Source organism: Streptomyces sp. ERV7 (assembly GCF_001653515.1).
GTDB lineage: Bacteria > Actinomycetota > Actinomycetes > Streptomycetales > Streptomycetaceae > Streptomyces.
The window spans coordinates 312,319-336,737 of the sequence record NZ_LYOY01000001.1 but is presented as its reverse complement, the minus strand read 5'-3'; the positions used below and the strand labels follow the sequence as shown (position 1 = coordinate 336,737).

General features: G+C 71.6%; 13 protein-coding genes. 12 read left to right on the top strand and 1 reads right to left on the bottom strand.

The genetic code is table 11. The features are described from left to right. Positions 1–34 precede the first annotated feature (34 nt). The 8 genes from A8W25_RS01410 (at position 35) to A8W25_RS01375 (ending at position 20,211) form a co-directional block, all read left to right on the top strand. A complete protein-coding gene (locus A8W25_RS01410; protein ID WP_067154431.1) occupies positions 35–1,390 on the top strand; it encodes a lysine N(6)-hydroxylase/L-ornithine N(5)-oxygenase family protein in 1,356 nt (451 codons plus the stop codon). Positions 1,391–1,597: 207 nt separating this feature from the next. Then, the gene (locus A8W25_RS01405; RefSeq protein WP_067156553.1) at positions 1,598–2,656 is read left to right on the top strand and encodes a FecCD family ABC transporter permease; all 1,059 of its coding nucleotides are present in this window, start codon (positions 1,598–1,600) and stop codon (positions 2,654–2,656) included. Then, entirely contained in the window at positions 2,653–3,714 is a 1,062-nt protein-coding gene (locus A8W25_RS01400; RefSeq protein ID WP_067154428.1) for a FecCD family ABC transporter permease, read from the top strand. The genes A8W25_RS01405 and A8W25_RS01400 overlap by 4 nt, the downstream gene beginning before the upstream one ends. A gap of 40 nt (positions 3,715–3,754) precedes the next feature. Further along, positions 3,755–4,621: an ABC transporter ATP-binding protein gene (locus A8W25_RS01395; RefSeq protein WP_067154425.1), complete on the top strand. Its 867-nt coding sequence runs from the start codon at positions 3,755–3,757 to the stop codon at positions 4,619–4,621. Positions 4,622–4,707: 86 nt separating this feature from the next. Continuing rightward, positions 4,708–5,772: an iron-siderophore ABC transporter substrate-binding protein gene (locus tag A8W25_RS01390; protein ID WP_067154422.1), complete on the top strand. Its 1,065-nt coding sequence runs from the start codon at positions 4,708–4,710 to the stop codon at positions 5,770–5,772. Further along, positions 5,769–7,556: an ABC transporter ATP-binding protein gene (locus A8W25_RS01385; RefSeq protein ID WP_067154419.1), complete on the top strand. Its 1,788-nt coding sequence runs from the start codon at positions 5,769–5,771 to the stop codon at positions 7,554–7,556. The genes A8W25_RS01390 and A8W25_RS01385 overlap by 4 nt, the downstream gene beginning before the upstream one ends. A 57-nt stretch (positions 7,557–7,613) precedes the next feature. Beyond that, positions 7,614–18,521 (top strand): non-ribosomal peptide synthetase, encoded by a 10,908-nt coding sequence (locus A8W25_RS01380; RefSeq protein WP_067154416.1) that lies wholly within the window; start codon positions 7,614–7,616, stop codon positions 18,519–18,521. Further along, positions 18,508–20,211, top strand: coding sequence for an ABC transporter ATP-binding protein (locus tag A8W25_RS01375; protein ID WP_067156550.1), 1,704 nt, complete (start codon positions 18,508–18,510; stop codon positions 20,209–20,211). The genes A8W25_RS01380 and A8W25_RS01375 overlap by 14 nt, the downstream gene beginning before the upstream one ends. A 62-nt stretch (positions 20,212–20,273) precedes the next feature. Here A8W25_RS01375 and A8W25_RS01370 read toward each other — a convergent pair whose 3' ends face one another. Continuing rightward, positions 20,274–21,383 carry an alpha/beta hydrolase-fold protein gene (locus tag A8W25_RS01370; protein ID WP_067154413.1) on the bottom strand — a complete coding sequence of 370 codons (1,110 nt, stop codon included), beginning with the start codon at positions 21,381–21,383 and terminating at the stop codon, positions 20,274–20,276. Positions 21,384–21,553: 170 nt separating this feature from the next. Here A8W25_RS01370 and A8W25_RS01365 point away from each other — a divergent pair, with 170 nt between their 5' ends. The 4 genes from A8W25_RS01365 (at position 21,554) to A8W25_RS01350 (ending at position 24,413) form a co-directional block, all read left to right on the top strand. Then, positions 21,554–21,766, top strand: a complete 213-nt coding sequence (locus A8W25_RS01365) for an MbtH family protein (protein WP_067154410.1) — start codon at positions 21,554–21,556, stop codon at positions 21,764–21,766. A 45-nt stretch (positions 21,767–21,811) separates the two neighbouring features. Next, entirely contained in the window at positions 21,812–23,395 is a 1,584-nt protein-coding gene (locus A8W25_RS01360) for an amidohydrolase (RefSeq protein WP_067154408.1), read from the top strand. Then, positions 23,392–23,622, top strand: a complete 231-nt coding sequence (locus tag A8W25_RS01355) for a hypothetical protein (RefSeq protein WP_067154405.1) — start codon at positions 23,392–23,394, stop codon at positions 23,620–23,622. Before A8W25_RS01360 ends, A8W25_RS01355 begins: the two co-directional genes overlap by 4 nt. 305 nt (positions 23,623–23,927) lie before the next feature. Beyond that, positions 23,928–24,413, top strand: a complete 486-nt coding sequence (locus tag A8W25_RS01350) for a GNAT family N-acetyltransferase (RefSeq protein WP_420708404.1) — start codon at positions 23,928–23,930, stop codon at positions 24,411–24,413. The last annotated feature ends 6 nt before the right edge of the window (positions 24,414–24,419 follow it).

Genomic DNA, 24,419 nt, shown 5'->3' with positions numbered 1-24,419 from the left:
TCGCAGGCGGCTGTCCCGCACGAATGGGAGTGACATGTCACAGGCTCTTCCTGGCGACGCACCACTGATCCACGATCTGATCGGTATCGGCTTCGGACCGTCGAACGTGGCCATGGCGATCGCGCTCGCCGAGCACAACGCGAGCGTCGGACGGCAGGAGGCGGTCACCGCTCACTTCTTCGAGCAGCAGCCCAGCTTCGGGTGGCACCGCGGCATGCTCATCGACGACGCGACGATGCAGGTGTCCTTCCTGAAGGACCTGGTGACGCTGCGGAACCCGTCCAGCGAATACACCTTCCTGCGGTACCTGCAGAGCAAGGACCGCCTGATCGACTTCGTCAACCACAAGAACCTGTTCCCGCTGCGGGTGGAGTTCCACGACTACTTCGAGTGGGCCGCGGCGAAGGTCGACGACATGGTCTCGTACGGCCACCAGGTCGTCGCCGTCGAACCCGTCATACGCGACGGTGTGGTGGAGTACCTCGACGTGACGGCCCGCGCCGGGGACGAGGTCGTCGTCCACCGCGCCCGCAACCTCATCATCGGTACCGGACTGCGCCCGGTCATGCCCGAGGGCGTCGAGCGGACCGACCGCGTCTGGCACAACTCCGACCTGCTGGCGAAGGTCGACGGCCTGAAGGAGACGGAGCCCACCCGCTTCGTCGTCGTCGGCGCCGGCCAGAGCGCCGCCGAGAACGTCGCCTATCTGCACCGCCGCTTCCCCGAGGCCGAGGTCTGCGCGGTCTTCTCCCGCTACGGCTACAGCCCGGCGGACGACAGCAGCTTCGCCAACCGCATCTTCGACCCCCAGGCGGTCGACGAGTACTTCACCGCGCCGGAGGACGTCAAGCGCCGGCTGATGGACTACCACGGCAACACCAACTACTCCGTGGTGGACATCGACCTCATCGACGACCTGTACCGCCAGGCGTACCAGGAGAAGGTGCTCGGCACCGAGCGGCTGCGCTTCCTGAACATCTCACGCCTCACGGACGTCAAGGAGACGGCCGAGGGAGTCCGGGCCACCATCAAGTCCCTTGTCACCGGCGAGGAGAGCCTGCTGGACGCCGACGTCGTCGTGTGCGCCACCGGGTACCTCCAGGCCGACGGCCTGGGCCTGCTCGGCGAGGTCGCCGGCCGGTGCCACCGCGACGAGCAGGGCCGGGTCCGCGTCGAGCGCGACTACCGTGTGTCGACCGACCCCGAACTGCGCTGCGGCATCTACCTCCAGGGCGGCACCGAGCACACCCACGGCATCACCTCCTCGCTGCTGTCCAACACCGCGATACGGGTCGGGGAGATCCTCGACTCGATCCTCGACCGGCACACCGCGGCCGCGCCCGGCGCGGCCGGGCCGGTCACGGGAGACGCCCGTCAGCCGGCCGTCTGACCGGTCCGCGGTCTCCCTGCCGTGCCTGTGGCGTGCTCGCGCGCGGCAGGCGCGGCGCCGCCGTGTCCGCCCCGGATCCACGAGAGCGGATCCACGAGAAAGGAACGTCCGTGTCCTTGGAATCCGCGCCCGCGCCGGTGGCCCGTCCGGCCGTCACCACGGGGTACCCGAGTGCCCCGGCGTCAGCGAGGGATAACGTACGTGATCATGGGCACGACGACAGTTGAACGCCCGGCGCTCTCCCGGGTCGCGGCGGCCCGGAGGCGACGGGTGGTGGGTTTGGGCGCCATCACGGTGGTCCTCATGGTCGCCGCCGTACTCTCCCTGGGAGTCGGCGCACGCGCGCTGAGCCCCGGTGAGGTGTGGCACGGGCTGTTCGGGGCCTCGGACCCCGACCAGAAGAGCACGGAAGTCAGACTCATCGTGCAGACCGTGCGAGTGCCCCGGACGGTGCTCGCGATCGTGGCCGGTATCGCCCTGGGCGTCGCCGGAGCGCTGATCCAGGGATACACGCGCAACCCCATCGCGGACAGCGGACTGTTGGGGGTGAACACCGGCGCCTCGTTCGCCGTCGTGTCGGCGATCTCGCTCTTCGGGCTCACCGACCCGTTCCAGTACGTCTGGTTCGCCTTCGTGGGCGCCGGGATCGCCGGCGTCGTCGTGTTCGGGCTGTCGAGCATCGGCAGAGGCGCCGGCAATCCGCTGACGCTCGCTCTGGCCGGGCAGGGGGTCACGGTGTTCCTCGCCGCGATGACGACGGCGGTCGCGCTGTCGGACAAGGCGGCGCTGAACGCCCTGCGCTTCTGGAACGTCGGATCGGTGGCCGGTGTGCGCTTCGATGTCATCTGGCCGGTGACCGTCTTCGTCGGGGCCGGACTGGTGCTGGCCGCGTTCACCCTGCCCTCCGTCAACCTGCTCAACCTGGGCGACGACGTGGCCCGCGGACTGGGCGTGAACATCACGCTGATCCGCACCGTCGGCATCCTCGCCATCACCCTGCTGGCGGGCGCCGCCACCGCGGCCTGCGGCCCCATCGCGTTCCTGGGACTGATGGTGGCGCACATCGCCCGGTATCTGGCCGGGCCCGACTACCGCTGGCTGGTGCCGTACGCGGGTCTGCTCGGCGCGGTCGTCCTTCTCGTCTGCGACATCGTCGGGCGCGTCGTGGTGCGGCCGGGCGAACTGGACGCGGGCGTCCTGGTCGCCCTTCTCGGAGCCCCCTTCTTCGCGGCCATGGTGTGGCTGGGAAAGTTCAAGAGCGCATGAACGAGACAGTCGTGAAGAAGCCGGTGGTGCCGGGTGTCCGGCTCGGCCGGGTGTCCTTCGTATGGCGCCCCAGGGTCGTGCTGGTCACGCTGCTCCTGACGGCGGCGGCCTTCCTGTTGTTCTGCCTCTCCATCGCCGTGGGGGACTTCCCCATCGGTCTGTCGCGGGTGGTCGCCACGCTCTTCGGCCGGGGTGACCAGGTCGACGAGTTCGTCATCATGGATCTGCGCCTGCCGCGCGCCGCGGCCGGTCTCGTGGTGGGCGTCGCACTCGGCGTCTCCGGGGCGATCACGCAGTCCATCGCCCGCAATCCGCTGGCCAGTCCGGACATCCTGGGAATCACCGGAGGCGCCGGCGCGGTGTCCGTGTTCCTGGTGACGGTGTCGGGCGGGACCGCCGCGGCGGTCGTCAGCACCGTCGGCCTGTCCGCGGCGGCACTGGCGGGCGGTCTCGGCACGGGGCTGCTGGTGTACTTCCTGGCGTGGCGACGCGGGATCGACGGCTTCCGCCTCATCCTCATCGGCATCTCGGTGAGTGCGGTGATGGAGGCGATCACCACCTGGCTGCTGGCCAGTGCGGACATCAGGGACGTGGCGCGGGCCCAGGCGTGGCTGGTGGGCTCGCTGGACAACCGGTCGTGGGACGAGGTCCGACTGGCCCTCTGGGGCACCGCCGTGCTGGTGGCCGTAGTGGCTTGCGTCGCCTTCCAGTTCAAGCCGCTGCACTTCGGCGACGACGTGGCCGCGGGCCTGGGCGTGCGGTACACCCGGGTGCGGGCGGTCCTGCTGCTGTGCGCGGTCCTGCTGGCCGCGATGGCGGTGAGCGCGGCCGGACCGGTCCCGTTCGTGGCCATGGTGGCGCCGCAGGTGGCGATGCGTCTGACGAAGTCCCCCACACCGCCGATGCCGGCCTCCGCCGCGGTGGGAGCCCTGCTGCTGACCGGCTCCGACCTGGTCGCGCGCACCGCGCTGCCGATCGCCCTGCCGGTCGGTGTCGTCACCGCCGCGATCGGCGGTCCCTTCCTCATCTACCTCCTGGTGCGGGCGAATCGCCGCTAGGTGATACAAAGGTTAGGCAAGCCTAAATTTAGGGGGAGCCTTGGCCGTTCAGTACACCACCGAGATCCAGGTCGGGACCGCTGACGTCCCGCGGTTGGCCGCCAGGGGCGTGACGGTCGGGTACGGCGACCGGACCGTCATCGACGGACTGGACGTGACGGTCCCTCAGGGCGTGGTGACCACCATCATCGGCCCCAACGGATGCGGCAAGTCCACCCTGCTGCGGACGCTTTCGCGGCTGCTGAAGCCGACGAGCGGATCGGTCGTGCTGGACGGTCAGGACATCGCCAAGCTGAAGACCAGGGACGTGGCGAAGAAGCTCGGCCTGCTGCCCCAGTCGCCGGTCGCGCCGGAAGGCCTGACCGTGGCCGACCTCGTCGCCAGGGGCCGGCATCCGCACCAGAGCTGGCTGCGGCAGTGGTCCTCGGACGACGCCTCCGTGGTGGAGCGCGCGCTGGCCATGACCGGCGTGTCCGATCTCGCCGACCGTCCCGTCGACACGCTCTCCGGAGGCCAGCGGCAGCGCGTCTGGATATCGATGACGCTCGCTCAGGGCACCGATCTGCTGCTGCTCGACGAGCCCACCACCTATCTGGACCTGGCGCACGCCGTCGATGTGCTCGACCTGGTCGACGATCTGCACGAGTCGGGGCGCACCGTGGTCATGGTGCTGCACGACCTCAATCTGGCCACGCGCTACAGCGACAACCTGATCGTGATGAAGGCGGGCTCGGTCCTGGCCCAGGGGCATCCGCGCGACGTGGTGACCGCCGAGCTGCTGGAGGAGGCGTTCGGCCTGCGCGCCAAGGTGATTGACGATCCGGTGGGGGAGCGGCCGCTCATCGTCCCCATCGGGCGGACCCATGTCCAGGGGCTGGGCGCCCGTGAGGGAAGCCTGCCTACTTAGGCTAGGCTAACCTCACTGCCCCACGCTAAGGTTTGCCTGCCCTTAGGTGGGGCCGCATTGGACAGCACGAAAGCAAGGGATCCCGGATGTTCCTCGACCGAACGACTCGTATGAAGCCCTGGCGGCGGCTGGCGGGGACCGTGTCCGCCGCGGCCCTCGGCGTGGGGCTCCTCGCGGGGTGCGGCTCCGACTCGGCGGACAAGGACAAGAAGGACGACGCCGCCAACACCCAGGCCGCCTCCGGTGCGTTCCCGGTCACCGTTGAGCACGCGTTCGGGTCCACCACGGTCACCAAGGCCCCCAAGCGGGTCGTGACCGTGGGCTACACCGACGACCAGGACGTCCTGGCCTTCGGCATCAAGCCGGTCGGCATGGTCGACCAGTACCCCAACCCCGAGGGCAAGAGCCCCGACATCAACACCCAGTGGTCGTGGGTGAAGGACAAGTGGGGCGACGCCCGCCCTCAGGTCATCATGAAGAACGGTGACTCCGGCCCCAACTACGAGAAGATCGCCGCCCTGCGGCCGGACCTGATCGTCGCGGTGTACTCCGAGATCGACAAGGCCGCGTACGACAAGCTCTCCAAGATCGCGCCGACGGTGGGACGCACCAAGGCCGAGAAGGAGCCGTTCAGCGCTCCGTGGCAGGACAACGCCCTCCACATCGCCAAGGCGCTCGGCAAGGCCGACGAGGGCGCCAAGATGGTCCAGGGCATCCAGGACAAGCTCGCCGCGGTCAAGAAGGCGCACCCCGAGTTCGCCAACCAGACGGCAGTCTCGCTGTCCTGGTACAAGGACGCGGTCGCGCCGTTCACCACCAAGGACGTGCGCGGACAGCTTCTGACAGGCATGGGCTTCAAGGGCCGGGCCGAGATCGACAAGATCGCGGGTGACAAGTTCTACACCGCGCTCTCCCCGGAGCGCGTGGACCTCGTCGACGTCGACCGGGTGTTCGTCATCAACGACAAGGCGGACACGGAGGCGCTGAAGAAGTTCGACCTCTTCACCAACCTCAAGGTCGCCAAGAACAACAAGGTCTCGTACCTCCTCGACAGCGAGGGCCCGGCGGCCGGCGCGGCCATGTCGCAGGCCACGCTGCTCTCCCTGCCGTACGCCATCGACGAGCTCGTCAAGTCGGTCGGCCAGGTGTGAGCACTACACACACGCGCGTCGCCCCGGCAACCCTGCGCACGACGACCGGACGTGAGGCGGCCCGATGGGTCGCGGCACACTGTCGCGAGATGCCCTGGCTGACAGCGGCCACCGTGTTCAGCACGGTGGCCGGGGCGGCGCTCCAGATGCTCCCGGTGCTCCTGCTCAGTCGAGTGGTGGACGGGGTGACCGAGGGCGAACCGGGTTCGGCCCTGGTCACGATCGGGGTGTGGATGGTGGCCGCCGCGCTGCTCGGCGCGGCGGCCACCGCGGTGTCGACCTACCTGATCGGGCGGCTCGGTGCCGACCTGCTCGCGCAGCTGCGCGAAGGCGCCGTCCGGGCCGTGCTGGGCATGCCCAGCGCCCGGGTCGAACAGGTGGGCCGCGGCGATGTGCTCTCCCGGGTCGGCGACGATGTCGCCGTGCTGTCCCGGGGCATCCGCTCGGCGATCCCCACGGTGTTCTCCGCGGGCGTGCTGGTGGCCATCGCCACGGTCGGCATGTTCGGGCTCGACTGGCGGCTCGGTCTGGCGGGTGCCTGTGCACTGCCCGCCTACGGGTTGGCGCTGCGCTGGTACCTTCCCCGGTCCGCCCCGCTCTACCAGAAGCAGCGGTCCGCCCAGGCCGACCGCGCGCAGGCGCTGATCAGCGGTCTGGACGGCATCGACACAGTACGGGCGTACCGCCTGGAGGAAGCCTTCCGCGAGAAGGTGTCCGTCGACTCCCGGCGGGTGAGGGACATCGGAATCGATGTCTTCCGCCTCTTCGGCCGGTTCGTCGGCAGGGAGAACCGCGCGGAGTTCATCGGCCTGGTCCTGATCCTCGTGGTCGGCTACGCCCTGCTGGAGACCGACTCCGCCACCCTTGGCGCGGTGTCGGCGGCTCCGCTGGTGTTCCACCGTCTGTTCACCCCGCTGGGCGCCATCATGTTCACCTTCGACGAGGCGCAGAAGTCGGGTGCGAGCCTGACCCGGCTCGTCGGGGTCCTGTCGGAGTCCACGGCGGAGCGCCTGGTGGGCGACTCGACGGCCGTGGTGGCGGACGACACCCGGTACCCGGTGGCGGTGGAAGGGCTCACCTTCACCTATCCCGGTGCCGAGGATCCGGTGCTGCGGGACGTCAGTCTGTCGATCCCGGCGGGCGGTTCGCTGGCCCTGGTGGGCGCGACGGGCGCGGGCAAGTCGACCCTGGCCGCACTCATCGCCGGCATCGGGACCCCGCAGGCCGGTTCGGTGCGCATCGGGGCGACCGACCTCGCCGACCTGGACGAGGCCGGGGCGAGGGCGTTGGTCAGCATCCTGACCCAGGAGACCCATGTGTTCTCCGGCTCACTCGCCGACGATCTGAGGCTGGCCGCACCCGGGGCGACCGACTCCCAGCTCATGGACGCGCTGCGCACCGTGGGCGCTCACGAGTGGGTCGAGGCGCTGCCCGACGGACTGCGCACCGCGGTCGGCGAGGGCGGTGAGCGCCTGGACGGCACCAAGGTCGCCCATATCGCCCTGACCCGGCTGGTGTTGGGCCGTGCCCCCGTGGTGGTGCTCGACGAGTCGACCGCCGAGGCGGGCAGCGAGGGTGCCGCCGCACTGGAACGGGCCGTCCTGGCCGCCTGTTCCGGGCGGACCACGTTGTTCGTGGCGCACCGGCTGACCCAGGCGGTGGCGGCCGACCGGATCGCCGTGCTGGACGCGGGCCGCGTCGTGGAACAGGGCACGCACGAGGAGTTGGTGGCCCTGGGCGGCCGCTACGCGCGCCTCTGGCGGGCCTGGAGAGATGGTAGTTAGGCAAACCTAACTTAGGTTAGGGTGGCCTTAGTACCTTGGAAGGGTGTTGAGTCTTCAATGATGGAACCGAGCGCTCGTCTCGTGCTGATCCCCCTTACGCGCCTGGCCGACGTGCGCCGGCGCGCCGGCGACCACTCCGACCGGACCATCGCCGGGGCGTGCGCCATCGGGCTGTCGTACTGGGCGACCGGCCGGAGCCCGGAGGGCCTGGACCTCACCCCGGGCACGCTGTTCGCGGACGTCCTCGGATGGGTCGGCAACGGCGGCGGCGCGCCCGGCGGTTGGGAGGTCGACGACGCGGCCCCGGACGGGGTGCGGATCTCGGTCCCCGAGGGTGTCCTGCTCTCCGACGCGCAGCTCGCGCTGGACGACCTGACGGACTTCCCGGACCGGCCCCTCGGCACCATCGGCCCGTCCGGTGCGGCGGAGCGGCTCAAGACCCTGGCCGAGTGGAACGACACCCGGGCCGACCGGGTCCGGCCGACCATCGTGGAGATGTTCCTGGAGCAGGCGCGCTCCCGGCCGGACGCGGTCGCCGTCGTGGACGAGCGCCGTTGTCTGACCTACCGTCAGACGGCGGAGCTCTCGGCCCAGCTGGCCCACCATCTGATCGGCCGCGGACTCGGCGCCGAGCAGGTCGTCGGGATCTCGCTGGGCCGCTCCGCCGACATGGTGATCGGTCTGCTCGGCGTGCTCCAGGCGGGCTGCGCCTTCGTTCCGCTCGATCCGCAGTGGCCGGCCGCGCGCCGTGCCGTCGTCATCGACGACGCGCGGGTCGTCCTGCAGCTCAACGGCTCCGGTGCGTACGACAGCGCCGAACCGGCCGCCGTCGCCGTCGACATCGACGACTGGGCGTACGGCGGTGAACCCGTCGAGGCCCCCGGGGTGACCGTCCGCGGCGACTCCCTGGCCTACGTGATCTTCACCTCCGGCTCCACCGGCCGCCCCAAGGGCGCCATGATCCGGCACGAGGCGATCAGCGAACGCCTGCTGTGGCAGTCCAGGGAGATCCTCGGCTTCGGCGACGACGACGCGTCGCTGTTCAAGGCGCCGCTGTCCTTCGACATATCCATCAACGAGGTCTTCCTGCCCCTGGTGTGCGGCGGAAAGCTGGTCGTCCTGCGACCCGGCGGCGAGCGCGACCCGCACCATCTGCTGAGCGTGATCGCCCAGGAGCGCGTCACCTTCACCTACCTCGTGTCGTCCATGCTCGACGTCCTGCTGGAGATGGCCGGCGACTCCGGGCGCCTGGACAGCCTGCGGCACGTGTGGTGCGGCGGCGAGGTGCTCACCCCGGAGCTGTACGAGCGGTTCCGCACCAAGCTCGACATCCCCATGTACCACGGCTACGGACCGGCCGAGACCACCATCGGCGTCTCCCACGTCATCTACCGGGGCGAGGCCGAGCGCCTGTCGACCTCCATCGGCAAGGCCAACCCCAACACCCAGCTGTACGTGCTGGACGACGAGCTGCGCCCGGTGCCGACCGGCGTCGGCGGCGAGCTCTATGCGGGCGGCTTCCTCCTGGGCCGCGGCTATGTGAACGCCCCCGGCCTGACCGCGTCCCGCTTCGTGGCGAACCCCTTCGCGGCCGACGGCTCCCGTCTGTACCGGACCGGCGACCTGGCACGGTTCGCCCCGGACGGGTCCCTGGACTTCCTCGGCCGGGCCGACAACCAGATCAAGATCCGCGGCATGCGGCTCGAACTGGAGGACGTCGAGGCCGGTCTCGCCGAACACCCCGCGGTGCGGCACACCTGCGTCGTCGCCAACAAGAACAGCGCGGGCGGCACCTACCTCGTGGGGTACGTGATCCCGGCCGCCGACAGCGAGGACCTGCGGGCGGACGACGTCAAGGCATGGGCCACCGAGCACATGGTGGAGTACATGGTGCCGGCCCACGTCGTCGTGATGCGGGAGTTCCCGCTCACCGCGAACGGCAAGCTGGACCGGCGCGCCCTGCCCGAGCCCGAGATCGTCACCGGCTCCTTCGTGAAGCCCTCCACCGACGACGAACGCGCCGTGTGCGCGGCCGTCGCGTCGGTGATGCGGCTGGAAGAGGTCGGCGTCGACCAGGACTTCTTCCAGCTCGGCGGGGACAGCATCCTCGCGATCTCGCTCCTGAGCGCACTGCGCGAGGCGGGCCTCTACGTCACCGCGGGACAGATCTTCACCCACAGCCGGCTGGGCGCACTGGCGGCGGTGGCGAGCCGCGAGGACGTGGCCCGGGTGGACCACGACGACATCGCCACCGGCCCCGTCAAGGGATCGCCCATCGTCCAGTGGCTCGGCGAGACCACACGGGCGATCGACGGCTTCGTCCAGTCGGTCGTCCTGAACACCCCGGCGGACCTCACCGCCGACGCCCTCGACGCCGTCCTCACCGCCGTCGTGGCACGGCACGACATGCTGCGCGCCAGACTCGTACGCGGGGAGCGCTGGAGCTTCGACATCCCGGCGGCCGGCACGGCGGCGGCCGGATGGCAGGAGAGCGACGGTTCGCCCGACGCGTGCGTGGCCCTCGCCACCGAGGCCCTGGACCCCGACAACGGCGTGATGCTCCGGGCCGTCTGGCGCCGTGAGGCACGCCAACTGGTCGTCGTCGTCCACCACGTGGTGATCGACGGAGTGTCCTGGCGGGTCCTGATGGAGGACCTGGCCACGGCCTGGCGCCAGTGCTCCACGGGCGAGAGCATCGAACTGCCCGCCGTGGGCACGTCGTTCCGGCGCTGGACGCAGCAGCTGGAGAGCGCGTCCTTCGACGCGGACCGCGCCCACTTCGCACGTCCGCTGCCGGGGCCGGACGCCCCGCTGGGCAGGCGGGCGCTGTGCGAGGCAGACACGGTCGAGCGGGAGCGCCAGGTGACCGTCACGGTCGGCCCCGAGGCCACGAGCGCGCTGCTGGGAGAGGTCCCGGCGAAGTTCCACGCGGGCGTCAACGACGTCCTGCTGACCGCGCTCGCCGTCGCCCTCGCCCGGTGGCGCCGCGACCGCGGCCAGGACCAGACCTTCGCTCACATCGAACTGGAGGGCCACGGACGCGAAGGGCGCCACGTGGTGGGCGCCTGTGGCATCGAGCCGGAGCTGTCGCGGACCGTCGGCTGGTTCACGACGCTGTTCCCCGTGACCGTGGACCCCGGCACATCGGGCGACCTCACCGGCCCCCAGTACCTCGCCGCCGCTCTCAAGGCGGTCAAGGAAGACCTCGCCCGCGTACCGAGCAACGGCCTCTCCTACGGCGCCCTGCGCTACCTGTCCGACGCCGCCTTCACGGCCCCCGCGCCCCAGGTCCTCTTCAACTACCTGGGTCGCTTCGACGCGGGCGCGTCCGGTGACTGGCAGCTCTCCGGAGCCACCGGACAGCTGGGCGAGAAGCGCGACCCGAGGATGCGCCTGCCGCGCGCCCTGGAGTTCAACGCGATCGCCGAACCCGCCGCCACCGGCGAGTTCGAACTGGTCACCACCATCTCCTGGCCCGAGGGGATGTTCACCGACACGGACATCGACACGATCGGCGGGTACTTCCGGGCGGCGCTCGCCGGACTGGCGGCGCTCGACGAGGGCGGCCACTCGCCGAGCGACTTCCCGCTGGTGCGGCTGACCCAGGCCGACGTCGACGCGCTGGACGGCTCCGCGCTGCGCGCCGTCCTGCCCCTGACGCCGCTCCAGGAAGGCCTGTACTTCCACTCGGTCTTCGACGACGACTCCGCGGGCAGTTACGTCGAACAGCAACTGCTGACGCTGGAGGGCGAGGTCGACGCCGCCCGGCTCGCGGCCGCGGCCACCCGGCTGCTGACGCTGTACCCGAACCTGGCCGCACGGTTCACGGCCCTCGCCGACGGCCGGGTCGTCTCCGTACTCGAAGGCGGGGTCCAGGCGCCCTTCACCACGCTCGACCGGCCCGGCATCACCGACGAGGAGATCCGCGACCACGCGGAGCGGGACCGCCGCGCCGGATTCGACCTGGCCACCGGTCCGCTGATGCGTTTCACGCTGATCCGCGACCCTGAGTCCGGCCGGAACGTCCTGGTCCAGACCGTGCACCACATCATCGCCGACGGCTGGTCGGTGCCGCCGATGCTGCGCGCACTGCTCGCCGAGTACCACGCGCCGGGGACCGTGCATCCGGTGGGCGGCTTCCCCGACTACGTCGCCTGGCTCGCGGGACGCGACGCCGACGAGAGCGACCGGGTGTGGTCCGCCGAGCTGGCCGAGCTGCCCGGCCCCTCCCTGGTGGCCGAAGGGCACACCCCCTCCGACCGGTTCGCCGACACCTCGGTGGACCCGGAGTACGACATCGACGCGGCCGCCCGGTCGGCCGGTGTCACCCTGAGCGTGGCCGTGCACAGCGCCTGGGCACTGACCCTCGGCGGCATCCTCCACCGCGACGACGTGGTGTTCGGCTCCACCGTCTCCGGCCGCGACGCGGACGTACCGGGCATCGGCGACATGGTCGGTCTGTTCATCAACACCGTTCCGCTGCGTGCGCGGTGGGCCGCCGGCACCACGGCGCGCGAACTGCTGACCTCGGTGCGCGAGCACCAGGGCGCGGTCCTGCCCCACCAGCACGTCTCGCTGGCCAGGATCGGCCGCCAGGCCGGCGTGGGCTCCCTCTTCGACACCCTCGTGGTGTTCGACGTGGCGACCGACGTGGCCGCCCTGCGCCGCCCCGGCGACACGCTGTCCATCACCGGCCTGGTCAACGAGGGAGCTCCGCACTACCCGCTGACCCTGGTCGTGGAGCGGTCCCTCGACGGGCGCCCGCGCTTCAACCTGATCTACGACGGCGAGCTGCTGCGCGAGAACACCGCCCAGGAGATCCTGCGCCGCTTCGCGCACACCCTCAGCGGTCTGCTCACCCGGCCGGACGCCCCCGTCGACGACCTGGAGCCGCAGAGTACGCGGAGCCCGGCACGGATCGCGCCGACGACCCTCGGCGGCCTGTTCGACGCCGCCGCCGACCGCAACCCGGCCGCCACCGCCGTCACCCAGTGCGCCCTCGACGGCACCACCCGGTCGCTGACCTACGGTGAACTGGCGCGGGCGAAGAACGAGTTGGCCGCCGCCCTGCGTGCGGCCGGGGTCCGGCCGGGCCAGCGCGTGGCCGTCGCCGTCCCGCGCTCCCTGGAGCAGGTCGTCGCCCTGGTGGCGATCGTCGCGGCGGGCGGTGCGTACGTACCGCTGGACATGGCCTACCCGGACGAGCGCCTGGAGTACATCCTCGCGGACGCCGCCCCGCAGGCCGTCCTCGTCGCCCCCGACCAGCGGGAGCGCTTCACGGCCCTGCTCGACCGGGCGGGCGTCGCCGCCCGCGTCCTGGTGCAGGGCGACGACATGCCGCAGGACACCGTGAACGCCGTGGCGGAGGAGGCCGGCCGGCACGACCCCGCCTACGTCATCTACACCTCCGGCTCGACCGGCCGCCCCAAGGGCGTCGTCGTCCCGCACTCCAGCGTGGTGACGCTGCTCGCCAACACCCAGCCGGACATGGACTTCGGCCCGGCCGACGTATGGGTCCAGTTCCACTCGTACTCCTTCGACTTCGCGGTCTGGGAGCTGTGGGGCGCCCTGGCGTACGGCGGCGAGCTGCTCGTCCCCGACTACGGGCTGACCCGTTCCCCGGTCGACTTCCACCGGCTGGTCCGTGAGCGCGGGGTGACGGTGCTCAACCAGACGCCGTCCGCCTTCTACCAGTTCATCGAGGCCGACCGGCTCACCGGTGAGCCGCTCACCGCCCTGCGCCGGGTCATCTTCGGCGGCGAGGCGCTGGACCTCGGACGGCTGCGCGGCTGGGTCGAGCGGCACGGCGCCTGCGCGCCCGAACTGGTCAACATGTACGGCATCACCGAGACCACCGTCCACGTCACCCACCGGGTGCTGACCGACGACGACTTCGCCTTCGGCGACGACGTCAGCCCCATCGGCGGCCCTGTTCCCGGACTGGTCACCTACCTGCTCGACGACCGGCTCGAACCGGTGCCGCCGGGCCGGGTCGGCGCCATCTACGTGGCCGGCGACCAGGTGGCGCTGGGCTACCTGGGGCGGCCGGGCCTCACCGCGGGCCGGTTCGTGGCGAACCCGTTCGCCTCCGACGGCTCCCGCATGTACCACACGGGCGACCTCGCCCGCCGGACCCTGGACGGTGAGCTGGAGTTCGCCGGCCGCGCCGACGACCAGGTGCAGCTCAAGGGCTTCCGCATCGAGCTCGGTGAGGTCGAGTCCGCGGTACGGGAACTCGACGGTGTGGTCGACGTGGCCGTCACCGTGGCGGACAGCGGGGACCACCTGGTCGCGCACATAGTGGGCCGGGTGCCGGGCGACCTCTCCGCCCTCCTCGGCGAGAAGCTGCCCGTGCACATGGTGCCGGGCCGGGTCCTGCCGGTGGACGCCCTGCCGTTGACCGTCAACGGCAAGCTGGACCGCAAGGCCCTGATCGAGCGGGCGGCGAAGGACGACGCCCCGGTGGCCGTCGCCGACTCCGTGCTCGACTCGCTGGTCGGTGTCTTCGCCGACACCCTCTCCCACCCGGCGGCCGACGCCGACACCGACTTCTTCGGTGCCGGTGGCGACAGCATCGTGGCCATCACCGTGGTCAACCGGGCCAGGGCCCTCGGTCTGCCGATCGCCCCGCGCGACGTGTTCCTGCTGAAGACGCCGCGGGCGCTCGCCGAGCACCTGGGCACCCGCGTACCCCGGGCCCAGCCGTCCGCTCCGGCGCCCGCGCGCCGCGTTGACGGCCCGGTGGCGCCCACGCCGATCGTCCTGCGCCAGCGGGAACTGGGCGGCTCCCTCGCCCGGTTCGCGCAGGCGAGGGCGATCGAGGTGCCCGAGGGCACCGGCCTCGCCGAGGTGCGGCGCGCCGCGAACGCCGTGCTGGCCGCCCACCCGGCCCTGCGGCTGCGGCTGCACGCCGAGCACGGGGTATGGAGCCTGCGCACCGAACCGGCCCGCGAGGCCACCGTCGTCCGCGCCGGCACGGGCGACGCCCAGGCCGCCGCGAACGAGGCCGCCGTACTGCTCGACCCCGAGTCGGGGGACGTCTTCGCCGTCACCTGGCTCGCCGCGGCCCGCACCTTGGTGATCACCGTGCACCACCTCGCGGTCGACGCGGTGTCCTGGCTGATCCTGCTCGACGACTTCGCGTCGGCCCTGCGCGGGGAGCCCCTCGCGCCGACGACCACGTCCTACGCCGAGTACGCCGAGGCGCTGACCCTCCGGGCCGCCGAAGGTACCGAAGGCCTCGGGCACTGGATCGACACGCTCCAGGCACCCCCGCTGCTGCCCGCGGTCGGCGCACTGCGCGACACCACCGCGGTGCTCGACCCCGGCGTCAGCGACCTGGTGACCCGTACCGCGCCCGCCGCCCTCGGCGTCGCGCTCACCGAGCTGCTGTGCGGCGCACTGCGCACCGCGCTCACCCGCGTCCAGCCGTCCCCCGCCGATCTCGCGATCGAGCTGGAGCGGCACGGCCGGGTCCACGTGCTGGAGCACCACGACTACACCCGCACGGTCGGCTGGTTCACCGCCATCGCCCCCGTCCGGCTCACCGCGCACACCGACCCGGTCGCCGCGGCCCGCGAGCTCGCCGAGCGCCAGCCCGACGAGTCCGGGCACATCGCCTACGGCCGGCTGCGGTACCTCAACCCGCAGACGGCCCCGGTGCTGACCGCCCGTCCGCAGGTGCTGTTCAACTACCTCGGCCGGGGCAGCGAGTCCCAGGCCCTGCACATCACCGGCGGCGACGCCGGAAGCCCGTACGCCGTCGAGGTCAACGCCTGGACCGACGAGGCCACGGGCAGCCTGCACGCCACCTTCACCCTCGCGGAGGAGATCCCCGACGAGATCACCGCGCACTGGCTGAACGCCCTGGAAGCCATCGCGGACGCCGCCGCGACGGCCGAGCGCACGGCGCCGGTCACTCCGCTCCAGCGGGGCCTGTACTTCCAGGCCCAGATGGCCGGCTCGGCCGGACACTACGTCGCGCAGAGCTACTTCGCCTTCGACCGGCGTCTGGACACCGACGCCCTGGCGGAGGCCATGGCCCGCGTGATGGCCCGGCACCCGGGCGTCGGCGCCGGCTTCACCACCGACGACGACGGCAACCCCGTCCAGGTCCTCAAGGCGGGCCGCCGCGTCGACGTCCACACGGTCGAGCTGTCGGGCGACGCGGAGGTCGAAGCCCTGCGCGTACAGGACCGCAACACCGGATTCGACCCGGCCGAGGCGCCGCTGATCCGGCTGACCGTCGTCCGGCTGCCCGACGGCCGCGACGGCCTCCTCCTCAGCTACCACCTGCTGCTGTGGGACGGGTGGTCACGCGAGATCGTCCTTCGGGACCTCTTCGAGGCCTATCGGTCCGTGCTCGCCGGCGAGCCGGCGGAAGCGGTCCCGGCCACGCCGAGTTTCGAGGACTACGCCCGGGAGATCGCGGCCAAGGACCCGGCTGTCTCGGAGCGCTTCTGGGCGCGGCATCTGGCCGGGCTCCCCGGCCCCACCCTGCTCGCCGGTCCGGCGCCGTCCCTCTCGGCCGACCTGCCGCCCGCGCTGGTGCACACGCTCTCCGCCGAGCAGTCCGACCGGCTGCGGAGGGTGGCAAAGGAGCACGGCGTCACGCTGAACTCGGTCCTGACCGGCGCGTTCGGCCTGCTCCTCGGCGCGCACACCGGCCGGAGCGAGGCGGTGTTCGGCGTGACCGTCTCCGGCCGCGAGGGCGAGGGCCTCTCCGACATCGTCGGCGTGCTGCTCAACACCGTGCCCATGTGGACGCGGGCCCGGCCGGGCGACACGGTGCGGGAGTACCTGACGGCCGTCCAGACGGCCCGGGTCGAGGCGATGGAGCACGAGCACCTGGGCCTCGGCGAGATCCAGCGGGCCAGCGGCCACGACACCCTCTTCGACAACCTGTTCGTGCTCCAGAACTTCCTGGACATGGACGCGTTCGACGCGATGAACGCCCGCCACGGCATCACCGCGGTGACGTCGGACGACTCCACGCACTACCCGTTCACCTGGGTCGTCACCCCCGGTGAACGGCTCACCGTGAAGCTGGAACACCGCCACGGCTCCACCGACGACGCCCGTCGCCTCCTCGACGACTACGTACGGGTGCTGGACGACGTCGCCGGTTCGACCGGACCGGTGGGCGCGCTGCGGGGCCTGGGGCCCGTGCCCGAGCCCGGTGTACGTACCGACATCGGCACCGACACCGTGGTCGACCGGTTCGACCTGGCGGCGGACCGCGCCCCCGAGCGGGTCGCGCTCGTCTCGCACGGGCGGAGCATGACCTTCGCGGAACTCCGTGACCGCAGCCGTCAACTGGCGGGAGTGCTCGCCGGGCGCGGCATCGGTCCCGAGCGGACCGTGGGCCTCGCGATCCCGCGCTCCCTCGACTCGATCGTGGCGCTCTTCGCGGTGCTGCGCACCGGGGCCGCGTACGTGCCCCTGGAGCTCGACCACCCGGACGAGCGGATCGCCTCGATCGTCGAGGACGCCCGCCCGGACGCGATCCTCACCGTCAGTGCCGTGTCGCGGCGGCTGACCGGTGACCTGATCGAGCTGGACCGCCCCCTTCCCGCGGCCGAGCCGTACGTGACGTTCGCACCGGGCGACCCGCAGCGCCTGCGGCACCCCGCGTACACGATCTACACCTCCGGTTCCACGGGCAAGCCCAAGGGCGTCGTGACCGAGTACGCCGGACTCACCAACATGCTGATCAACCACCAGCGCCGGATCTTCGAGCCGGTGCTGGCGGAGCACGGCGACCGGGTGTTCCGGATCGCCCACACCGTGTCGTTCGCGTTCGACATGTCGTGGGAGGAGCTGCTGTGGCTCGCCGACGGCCACGAGGTGCACATCTGCGACGAGGAACTGCGCCGCGACGCGCCCGCCCTGGTCGAGTACTGCGGCGAGCACGGGATCGACGTCATCAACGTGACCCCCACGTACGCGCAGCAGCTGGTGGCCGAGGGCCTGCTCGACAACCCGGCCCGGCGCCCCGCGCTGGTGCTGCTGGGCGGCGAGGCGGTCACCCCGACCCTGTGGCAGCGGCTCGCCGGCACCGAGGGAACGGTCGGCTACAACCTGTACGGACCCACCGAGTACACCATCAACACCCTGGGCGTCGGCACCTTCGAGTGCGAGGACCCGGTGGTGGGCGTGGCGATCGACAACACCGACGTGTTCGTGCTGGACCCGTGGCTGCGGCCGCTCCCGGACGGAGTTCCGGGTGAGCTCTACGTCACGGGCGTCGGCATCGCCCGCGGCTATCTGGGCCAGCACGCCCAGACCGCGCACCGGTTCGTGGCGTCCCCGTTCGGCGAGCCCGGCGAGCGCATGTACCGCACCGGCGACCTGGTGGTGCGGCGGCCCGACGGGAATCTGATGTACCTCGGCCGCACCGACCAGCAGGTCAAGATCCGCGGACACCGGGTCGAACTGGGCGAGGTCGAGGCGGCGTTCGCGGCGCACCCGGCGGTCCGGTTCACCGCCGCGGTCGCCCAGCCCGACCCGCAGGTCGACGGTGCGTACCGACTGGCCGCCTACCTCGTGCTGGACGGCGCCGAGCTGGCGACGGTCGCCGCGGAGGTGGGGAGCGCGCTCCCGGACTTCCTGCGCCCGACGCACTACGCCGAGGTCGACAGCATCCCGCTCACGGTGAACGGCAAGGCCGACACCAAGGCCCTGCCGGAGCCCAAGCCGCTGGGCGCGCTGACCACTTCGGGCGAGCGCGGCCCGGAGACCGAGACCGAGGCCGTGGTCTGCGAGTACTTCGCGGAGGCCCTGGACCTGGACGACGACGAGGTGAGCGCGGTGAGTGACTTCGTCTCCCTCGGGGGACACTCCATGCTGGCCGTACGCCTGGTCGGACTCCTCCGCCGTGAATTCGGCCCTGTGATCACGATCCGTGATCTGTTCATCCTGCGAACCCCGGAAGCGATTGCCCGCCACCTCGATGACAACTCCTGACATGAAGAGGTCCCGCAAGCCGGGATCCGAAATCCTGCGGACCGCCATACGCCGCAATGTCGGCGCCATGGTCTGGGGCACCGTCCTCATGGGCCTGTACCAGGCGGGCGAGACCGCGTTCCCGATCGCGCTCGGCCTGATCGTCGAGCACACGATGAGGGACCGGAGCCTTGAGGCGCTCGCCCTGTCGATCGCCGCCCTGGCCGTGATCATCACGACCGTGTCGCTGTCGTGGCGGTTCGGCATGCGCATCCTGCAGAAGGCCAACACGACCGAGGCGCACCGCTGGAGGGTGCAGGTCGCGGCCTGCGGCCTCCAGCCGGTGGACCGGGACGTCGACCTCAAGTCCGGCGAGGTGCTCACCATCGCCACCGAGGACGCCGACCAGACCGCCGACATCGTCGAGGTGGTGCCGATGCTGATCAGCTCCCTGGTCTCGGTGCTGATCGCGGCGATCGCGCTGAGCGTGGCGAGCGTCCGGCTGGGCCTGCTGGTCATCGTCGGAACCGTCGCGATCCTGTCGGTCCTCGGCGTGATGTCCAGGCGGATCGGCAGCAGCACCCAGGAGCAGCAGGCCAGGGTGGCGCGGGCGGGTGCGAAGGTCGCCGACCTGATCACCGGCCTGCGACCGCTGCACGGCTTCGGCGGCAACCACGCGGCCTTCCTCACGTACCGGAAGGTGAGTACGGAAGCGAAGCAGCAGGCGGTCACCGTCGCCCGGGTGAACGGCACCTACGCGGGCACCGCACTGGGCCTCAACGCGGTCCTCGCGGCCTCGGTGACCCTGATGGCCGGCTGGCTCGCCTACAACGGGCAGATCAGCATCGGCGAACTCGTCATGGCCGTGGGCCTGGCGCAGTTCATCATGGAGCCGCTCAAGCTGTTCTCGGACATGCCGAAGTACGTGATGATGGCGCGCGCGTCGGCGGAGCGGATGGCCCTGGTGCTGTCCGCCCCGCCGGTGGCGGCCCCGGGGGAGGAGCGTCCGGCCCCGGGCGGCGACCTCGACGTCGACTGCGTCCGGTACGGGTCCCTGCAAGGGGTGAAGTTCCACGTCCCGGCCGGTGAGTTCACGGCGATCGCGGCCTATCAGCCGCGTGCGGCTGCCGACCTCGCCTCGGTCCTGTCGGTCAGCGTCCCGCCGGACGGCTATGAGGGAGTGGTGCGGCTCAGCGGTCAGGAGTTCACGGAGCTCTCGGTCGAGTCGGTCCGTGAGCACCTCCTGGTGAACCCGTACGACGGGGAGATCTTCGCCGGCACGCTCCGCTCGAACATCGACCCGGCGGGGAGCAGCACGATGGTGCCCGAGGCGGTGGAGGCGTCCATGCTGACCGACGTCGTCGCCCTGCACCGGCAGGGACTGGACTACGAGGTCCGCGACCGCGGGTCGAACCTGTCCGGTGGCCAGCGGCAGAGGCTGTCACTGGCCCGGGCCCTGGCCGCGGACAGCGATGTGCTCGTCCTGCACGACCCGACCACGGCCGTGGACGCGGTCACCGAGCAGCTCGTCGCGCGCAACATCGCGGCACTGCGCAAGGGCCGTACGACCGTGGTGATCACCAGCAGTCCGGCGTTGCTCGACGCGGCCGACCGGGTGCTGGTCCTGGACGGCGGAGTGGTCACCGCCGACGGCACGCACCGCAACCTGCTGGCCAGTGACGAGGCGTACTGCCTCGCGGTGACGCGGTGACGCGATGACGAAGAGGGGCCCGGGGGCCCGGCGAAGTGCCGGGCCCCCGGGCCCCTTGTCCGTCAGGCCAGTGCCCAGGCGACGTCCCTGAGCATGGCCTGTCGCCAGCCCGCCCGGTCGTGGTCCGATGCCGACCTCGATACCCGTACGGTCGCACCGGCCTCGGCTGCCAGGGCTTCGACCCGTTCGCAGTGCGGAAGCATCCGCGTCTCGTGCTCTCCCAGGTCGAACGCGATCCGCAGCCCGGACGGGGCGGGGCGCTCCCGCAGCCGCGCGGCGATGTCGCCGCCGACCGGACCTCCGAGGGGGTCGGGCAGGTCCGCGGCGTCGGGCGTCCACCAGAAGGACCCCGACTGGCAGGCGACGCGGGACACCAACTCCGGGAATTCCAGCGCCGCGTACATCGCGCTCAGCCCACCGAGGCTCTGCCCGGCGACCACCAGGCGGTCCAGGTCCGCGGGTACGCCGCTCTCCGCCACCAGCGGCAGCAGTTCGTCCCTCACCGCCTCCCACAGCTCCGGCCTGCACCCGAACTCGGCCGACCGGTCCTTGGCCGGTACGAAGACCAGCGTGACCGGGGGGATGTCGCCGGCGGCGGCCGCCGCGTCGAACGCGGTCATGGCGGGGTGCAGATGCAGCCAGTCGTCCCCGTCGAGCAGCAGGACCACCGGCCCGCCGCCTCCCACCGGGTGGACCCGCACGGTGCGGCGCCCACCGAGCCGTTCACTGGCCCAGCGGATCCGGGTCCGCGGCAGGGGCAGGACATCGTCCGCGTCGAGGGCCGGCCAGTGCGGTTGGGGCGGAGCGTCCGGCGTGGCGGCGATGGACCGGTCGCCGCCGGCGCCGACCGGGTTGAACGGATCGGCATACGATCCGTCGTCCGTGAGGAACCGGTAGGTCACGCGGAGCCGCGCGGGCATGCGCACTTCGGCGTACCAGCAGTCCGTGTCGCGCCACCGGACCAGCGGCACCGGATCCGACCAGCTCTCGAACTCGATGACCGCCGGGGCGCCGCGCCACAGGAACAGGGCGACCCAACCGCCGTCGCCGGAAGGCTCGTACGCGGGAGTCGCCGCCGTCCAGAACGCGTCGGTTCCGGGCGCACCGGGCAGGCCGAAGGGGGCGAAGGGGTTCGCGTCGTCCGCGGCCCGGACCCGTTCTAGTACACCCATCAGTGGCTCCTTGTGAGGGGGAGAGGGAAAGGTTAAGCTCTGCAATTAGGCGAGCCTAACCTAAGTACTAGACTCTCCTCATTCCCCGCTTCATCCACGATCGATCTGCCGCCGGGCCGGCCACTGGACGGCGCCCGCCGGGCCCATCCGGCTCCAGGAGGAACTCCCATATGAGCACCAACCCGTTCGACGACGCCGACGGCCGTTTCCTGGTCCTGGTGAACGACGAGGGGCAGCACTCCCTCTGGCCGTCCTTCGCCGAAGTGCCCGGCGGGTGGACCGTCGCCCTTGAGGAGACCGGTCGCGACGCGTGCCTGGAGTTCATCGAGGCCAACTGGACGGATCTGCGCCCGCGTTCCCTCGTGACGGCCACCGACTCCTGACACCGCCGTGGTGGCCGAGAACCCCCAGCGACGGACGGACTGCCGATGCTGTGTACGAGGCTGACGAACGCCACCGTCCTCACCATGGACCCGGATCACCCGGTCGCCCATGACCTGGGCATCTGGCAGGGGCGGATCGTAGGCCTGGACGAGGCCGTGACCTCGCTCCCCGCCCGCGAGGTCATCGATCTGCAGGGCGCCACGGTGCTGCCCGGGTTCATCGACAGCCACGTGCACCTGGCGTGGACCGGGCTCAAGCAGAGCGCCCCGAGCGTCGCCCCGTGCCAACGCGTCGAGGACGTGCTGGCGGTCGTGGCGGAGGCGGCCTCCCGCAGAAGCGGGGAGCCGGGTTCCTGGGTGGACGTCATGGGCTACGACCAGCGGGCCCTGGGCCGCCATCTGACCGCCGCCGAACTGGACTCGGTCAGCCACGGGCGCAAGGTGCTCCTGATGCACGACTCGGGCCACGGGTGCGTCGTCAACAGCGCGGTCCTGGACCTGCTTCCCGCCGAAGTCCCGCACCAGGACGGCTTTCTGGCCGAGAGCGCCATGGTCGCCGCGCGACGGCTGCGGCTGCCGTACGCGCAGTCCGAGATCGCCGACGCCGTCGAGCGGGCGGCCCGGGCCTGCCTCGCCGAGGGCGTGACCGCCGTGGCCGAGGCGGGCATCGGAGGCGGCCTGCTCGGCCACAGCCCCGTGGAGCTCGGCGCCTACCAACTGCTGCGGGACCAGGGGCGGTTGCCGCTGCGGGTCCAGCTCATGGCGGCGGGCGACACACTGCGCCCGCGCGGGGCCCACGTGGACGACGGCATTCCGCGAGCCCTGGACCTCGGCCTGCGCACCGGCTTCGGCGACGACTGGCTGTCGCTGGGCGCGCTCAAGATCTACACCGACGGCGGCATGATGGCCCGCACCGCCGCGCTCACCGCCCCGTACACGGGCATGGACCACACCGGCCGGCTGCAGGACGACCCGGAGCGCCTGACCCGGCTCATCGTGGACGGCCACCTCGCCGGATGGCAGCTCGCCGTGCACGCCATCGGCGACCGTGCCGCCGACCTCGCACTCGACGCGCTGGAGCGGGCGCAGGGACTGCGGCCCAGGCCGGACGCGCGGCACCGGATCGAGCACGCCGGGCTGATCCGCCCCGACCAGCTCCCTCGCTTCGCGAAGCTCGGCGTCAGCGCGGTCGTCCAGCCCACTTTCCTGTACTCCTTCGGGGACGACTACGCGGAAGTGATGGGCGGGGAGCGGGCGCCCTGGATGTACCGGGGCCGGGGATTCCTGGACCACGGAGTGATGCTCGTCGGCAGCTCGGACCGTCCCGTGACGGACGGCGCGCCGCTGCGGGCCGTCCAGTTCATGGTCGAGCGGGCCTCCGCTTCCGGCCGGCTGGTGGGGCCGGATGAGGCGATCACCGTAGAAGAGGCGCTCCGCGCGTACACGGTCGCGGGAGCGTACGCCTGCCGGTGGGAGGACAGCGCCGGCAGCCTCGCTCCGGGAAAACGCGCGGACCTGGTCGTCCTGGGGGACGACCCGCGGCACGTCGACCCCTCCCGGATCGGCGGCATCGAGATCGTGGCGACTTACGTCGACGGACACGAAGTAACGGAAGTGGGAAAGCTGTGAGTGGACAGACGCCGACCCTGGAGCGCTTCTCCCCCCTGTGGGAGGCGCCTGCGGCCCCGCCGCGCTGGGTGATCTGGCACGCGGGGGAGGGTGAATCCCTCGTCTTCGACCGGAAGTTCAATGTTCCGTTCGACGTGGACGACGTGCTCCTGGGAGAGGTCCTGCGCCGGATGCGCGAGGCGGGCGCTCCGGAGGGAGACGCCTATCCGGGCCGCCCGTGCGGGTAGCGGCCTCGCCGGACCTCCGGGTGCGTCGCGGTACGGAGGGCCTCCGTGACCTCCGTACCGCCCCCGGCCGTCTGCCGGACGACCCGTCATCGACGGGTCCACAGAGCCCAGTTGTGGCGCACGGTTCACACGAGCCGACTTGGATACCTAGCTAGGTAAGGCTAACCTTACTTCCGTGGTTCCGTCGGGGGTACGCGGCCATCACGCCCCGGACCCCGACCGGGAGACCCCGCACCCGCGCACGGCGGAACCAAGGAAGGAACGTCTTGACCACGGCCACACTGCCCCCTGCCCGGCTCGTCACCCTGCCGCACCGCACTCCGACCGCCTGGGGGCACAACACCCCCGTGTTCTCGGTGAGGCCGGCTCGCCAGGACGAGGGCGCCGCGCTCGCCGCGCTCTCCCGGCCGTTCGTGGAAACGGGAGCACTGCGGCAGCGTCCGCTCTCCCTCTATCTCTCGCGGGCATCCGACTTCCTCGTCGCGCAGGCCCCGGACGGAACCCTCGAAGGCTGCGTGGGGCTGCATGAGCACCCCGCGGCCGGAGTGCTGTACAACTTCTGCGTCGCCGGACGGCGGCAGGGCACCGGGATGGGGGCCCGCTTGCTGCACACGGCGTTCGCCAGGGCGCGGAACCGCTCGCTGACGACCCTGTTCACCGCGACGACCGGCAGCGGCCGCCTCTTCCTCCGCCACGGGTTCGTGCCGGTCAGCCCGAGCCAGGCGCCGACCGCATGGGCACGGTCCTTGGACCCCGCGCGCGACGCCCGGATCCTGGCCCGGCCCGTGTAGACGTCA

Coding starts and splice junctions, on each gene's coding strand:
- A8W25_RS01410 (WP_067154431.1), top strand. CDS start 35: ATGTCACAGGCTCTTCCTGGCGACGCACCACTGATCCACGATCTGATC.
- A8W25_RS01405 (WP_067156553.1), top strand. CDS start 1,598: ATGGGCACGACGACAGTTGAACGCCCGGCGCTCTCCCGGGTCGCGGCG.
- A8W25_RS01400 (WP_067154428.1), top strand. CDS start 2,653: ATGAACGAGACAGTCGTGAAGAAGCCGGTGGTGCCGGGTGTCCGGCTC.
- A8W25_RS01390 (WP_067154422.1), top strand. CDS start 4,708: ATGTTCCTCGACCGAACGACTCGTATGAAGCCCTGGCGGCGGCTGGCG.
- A8W25_RS01380 (WP_067154416.1), top strand. CDS start 7,614: ATGATGGAACCGAGCGCTCGTCTCGTGCTGATCCCCCTTACGCGCCTG.
- A8W25_RS01375 (WP_067156550.1), top strand. CDS start 18,508: ATGACAACTCCTGACATGAAGAGGTCCCGCAAGCCGGGATCCGAAATC.
- A8W25_RS01370 (WP_067154413.1), bottom strand. CDS start 21,383: ATGGGTGTACTAGAACGGGTCCGGGCCGCGGACGACGCGAACCCCTTC.
- A8W25_RS01365 (WP_067154410.1), top strand. CDS start 21,554: ATGAGCACCAACCCGTTCGACGACGCCGACGGCCGTTTCCTGGTCCTG.
- A8W25_RS01360 (WP_067154408.1), top strand. CDS start 21,812: ATGCTGTGTACGAGGCTGACGAACGCCACCGTCCTCACCATGGACCCG.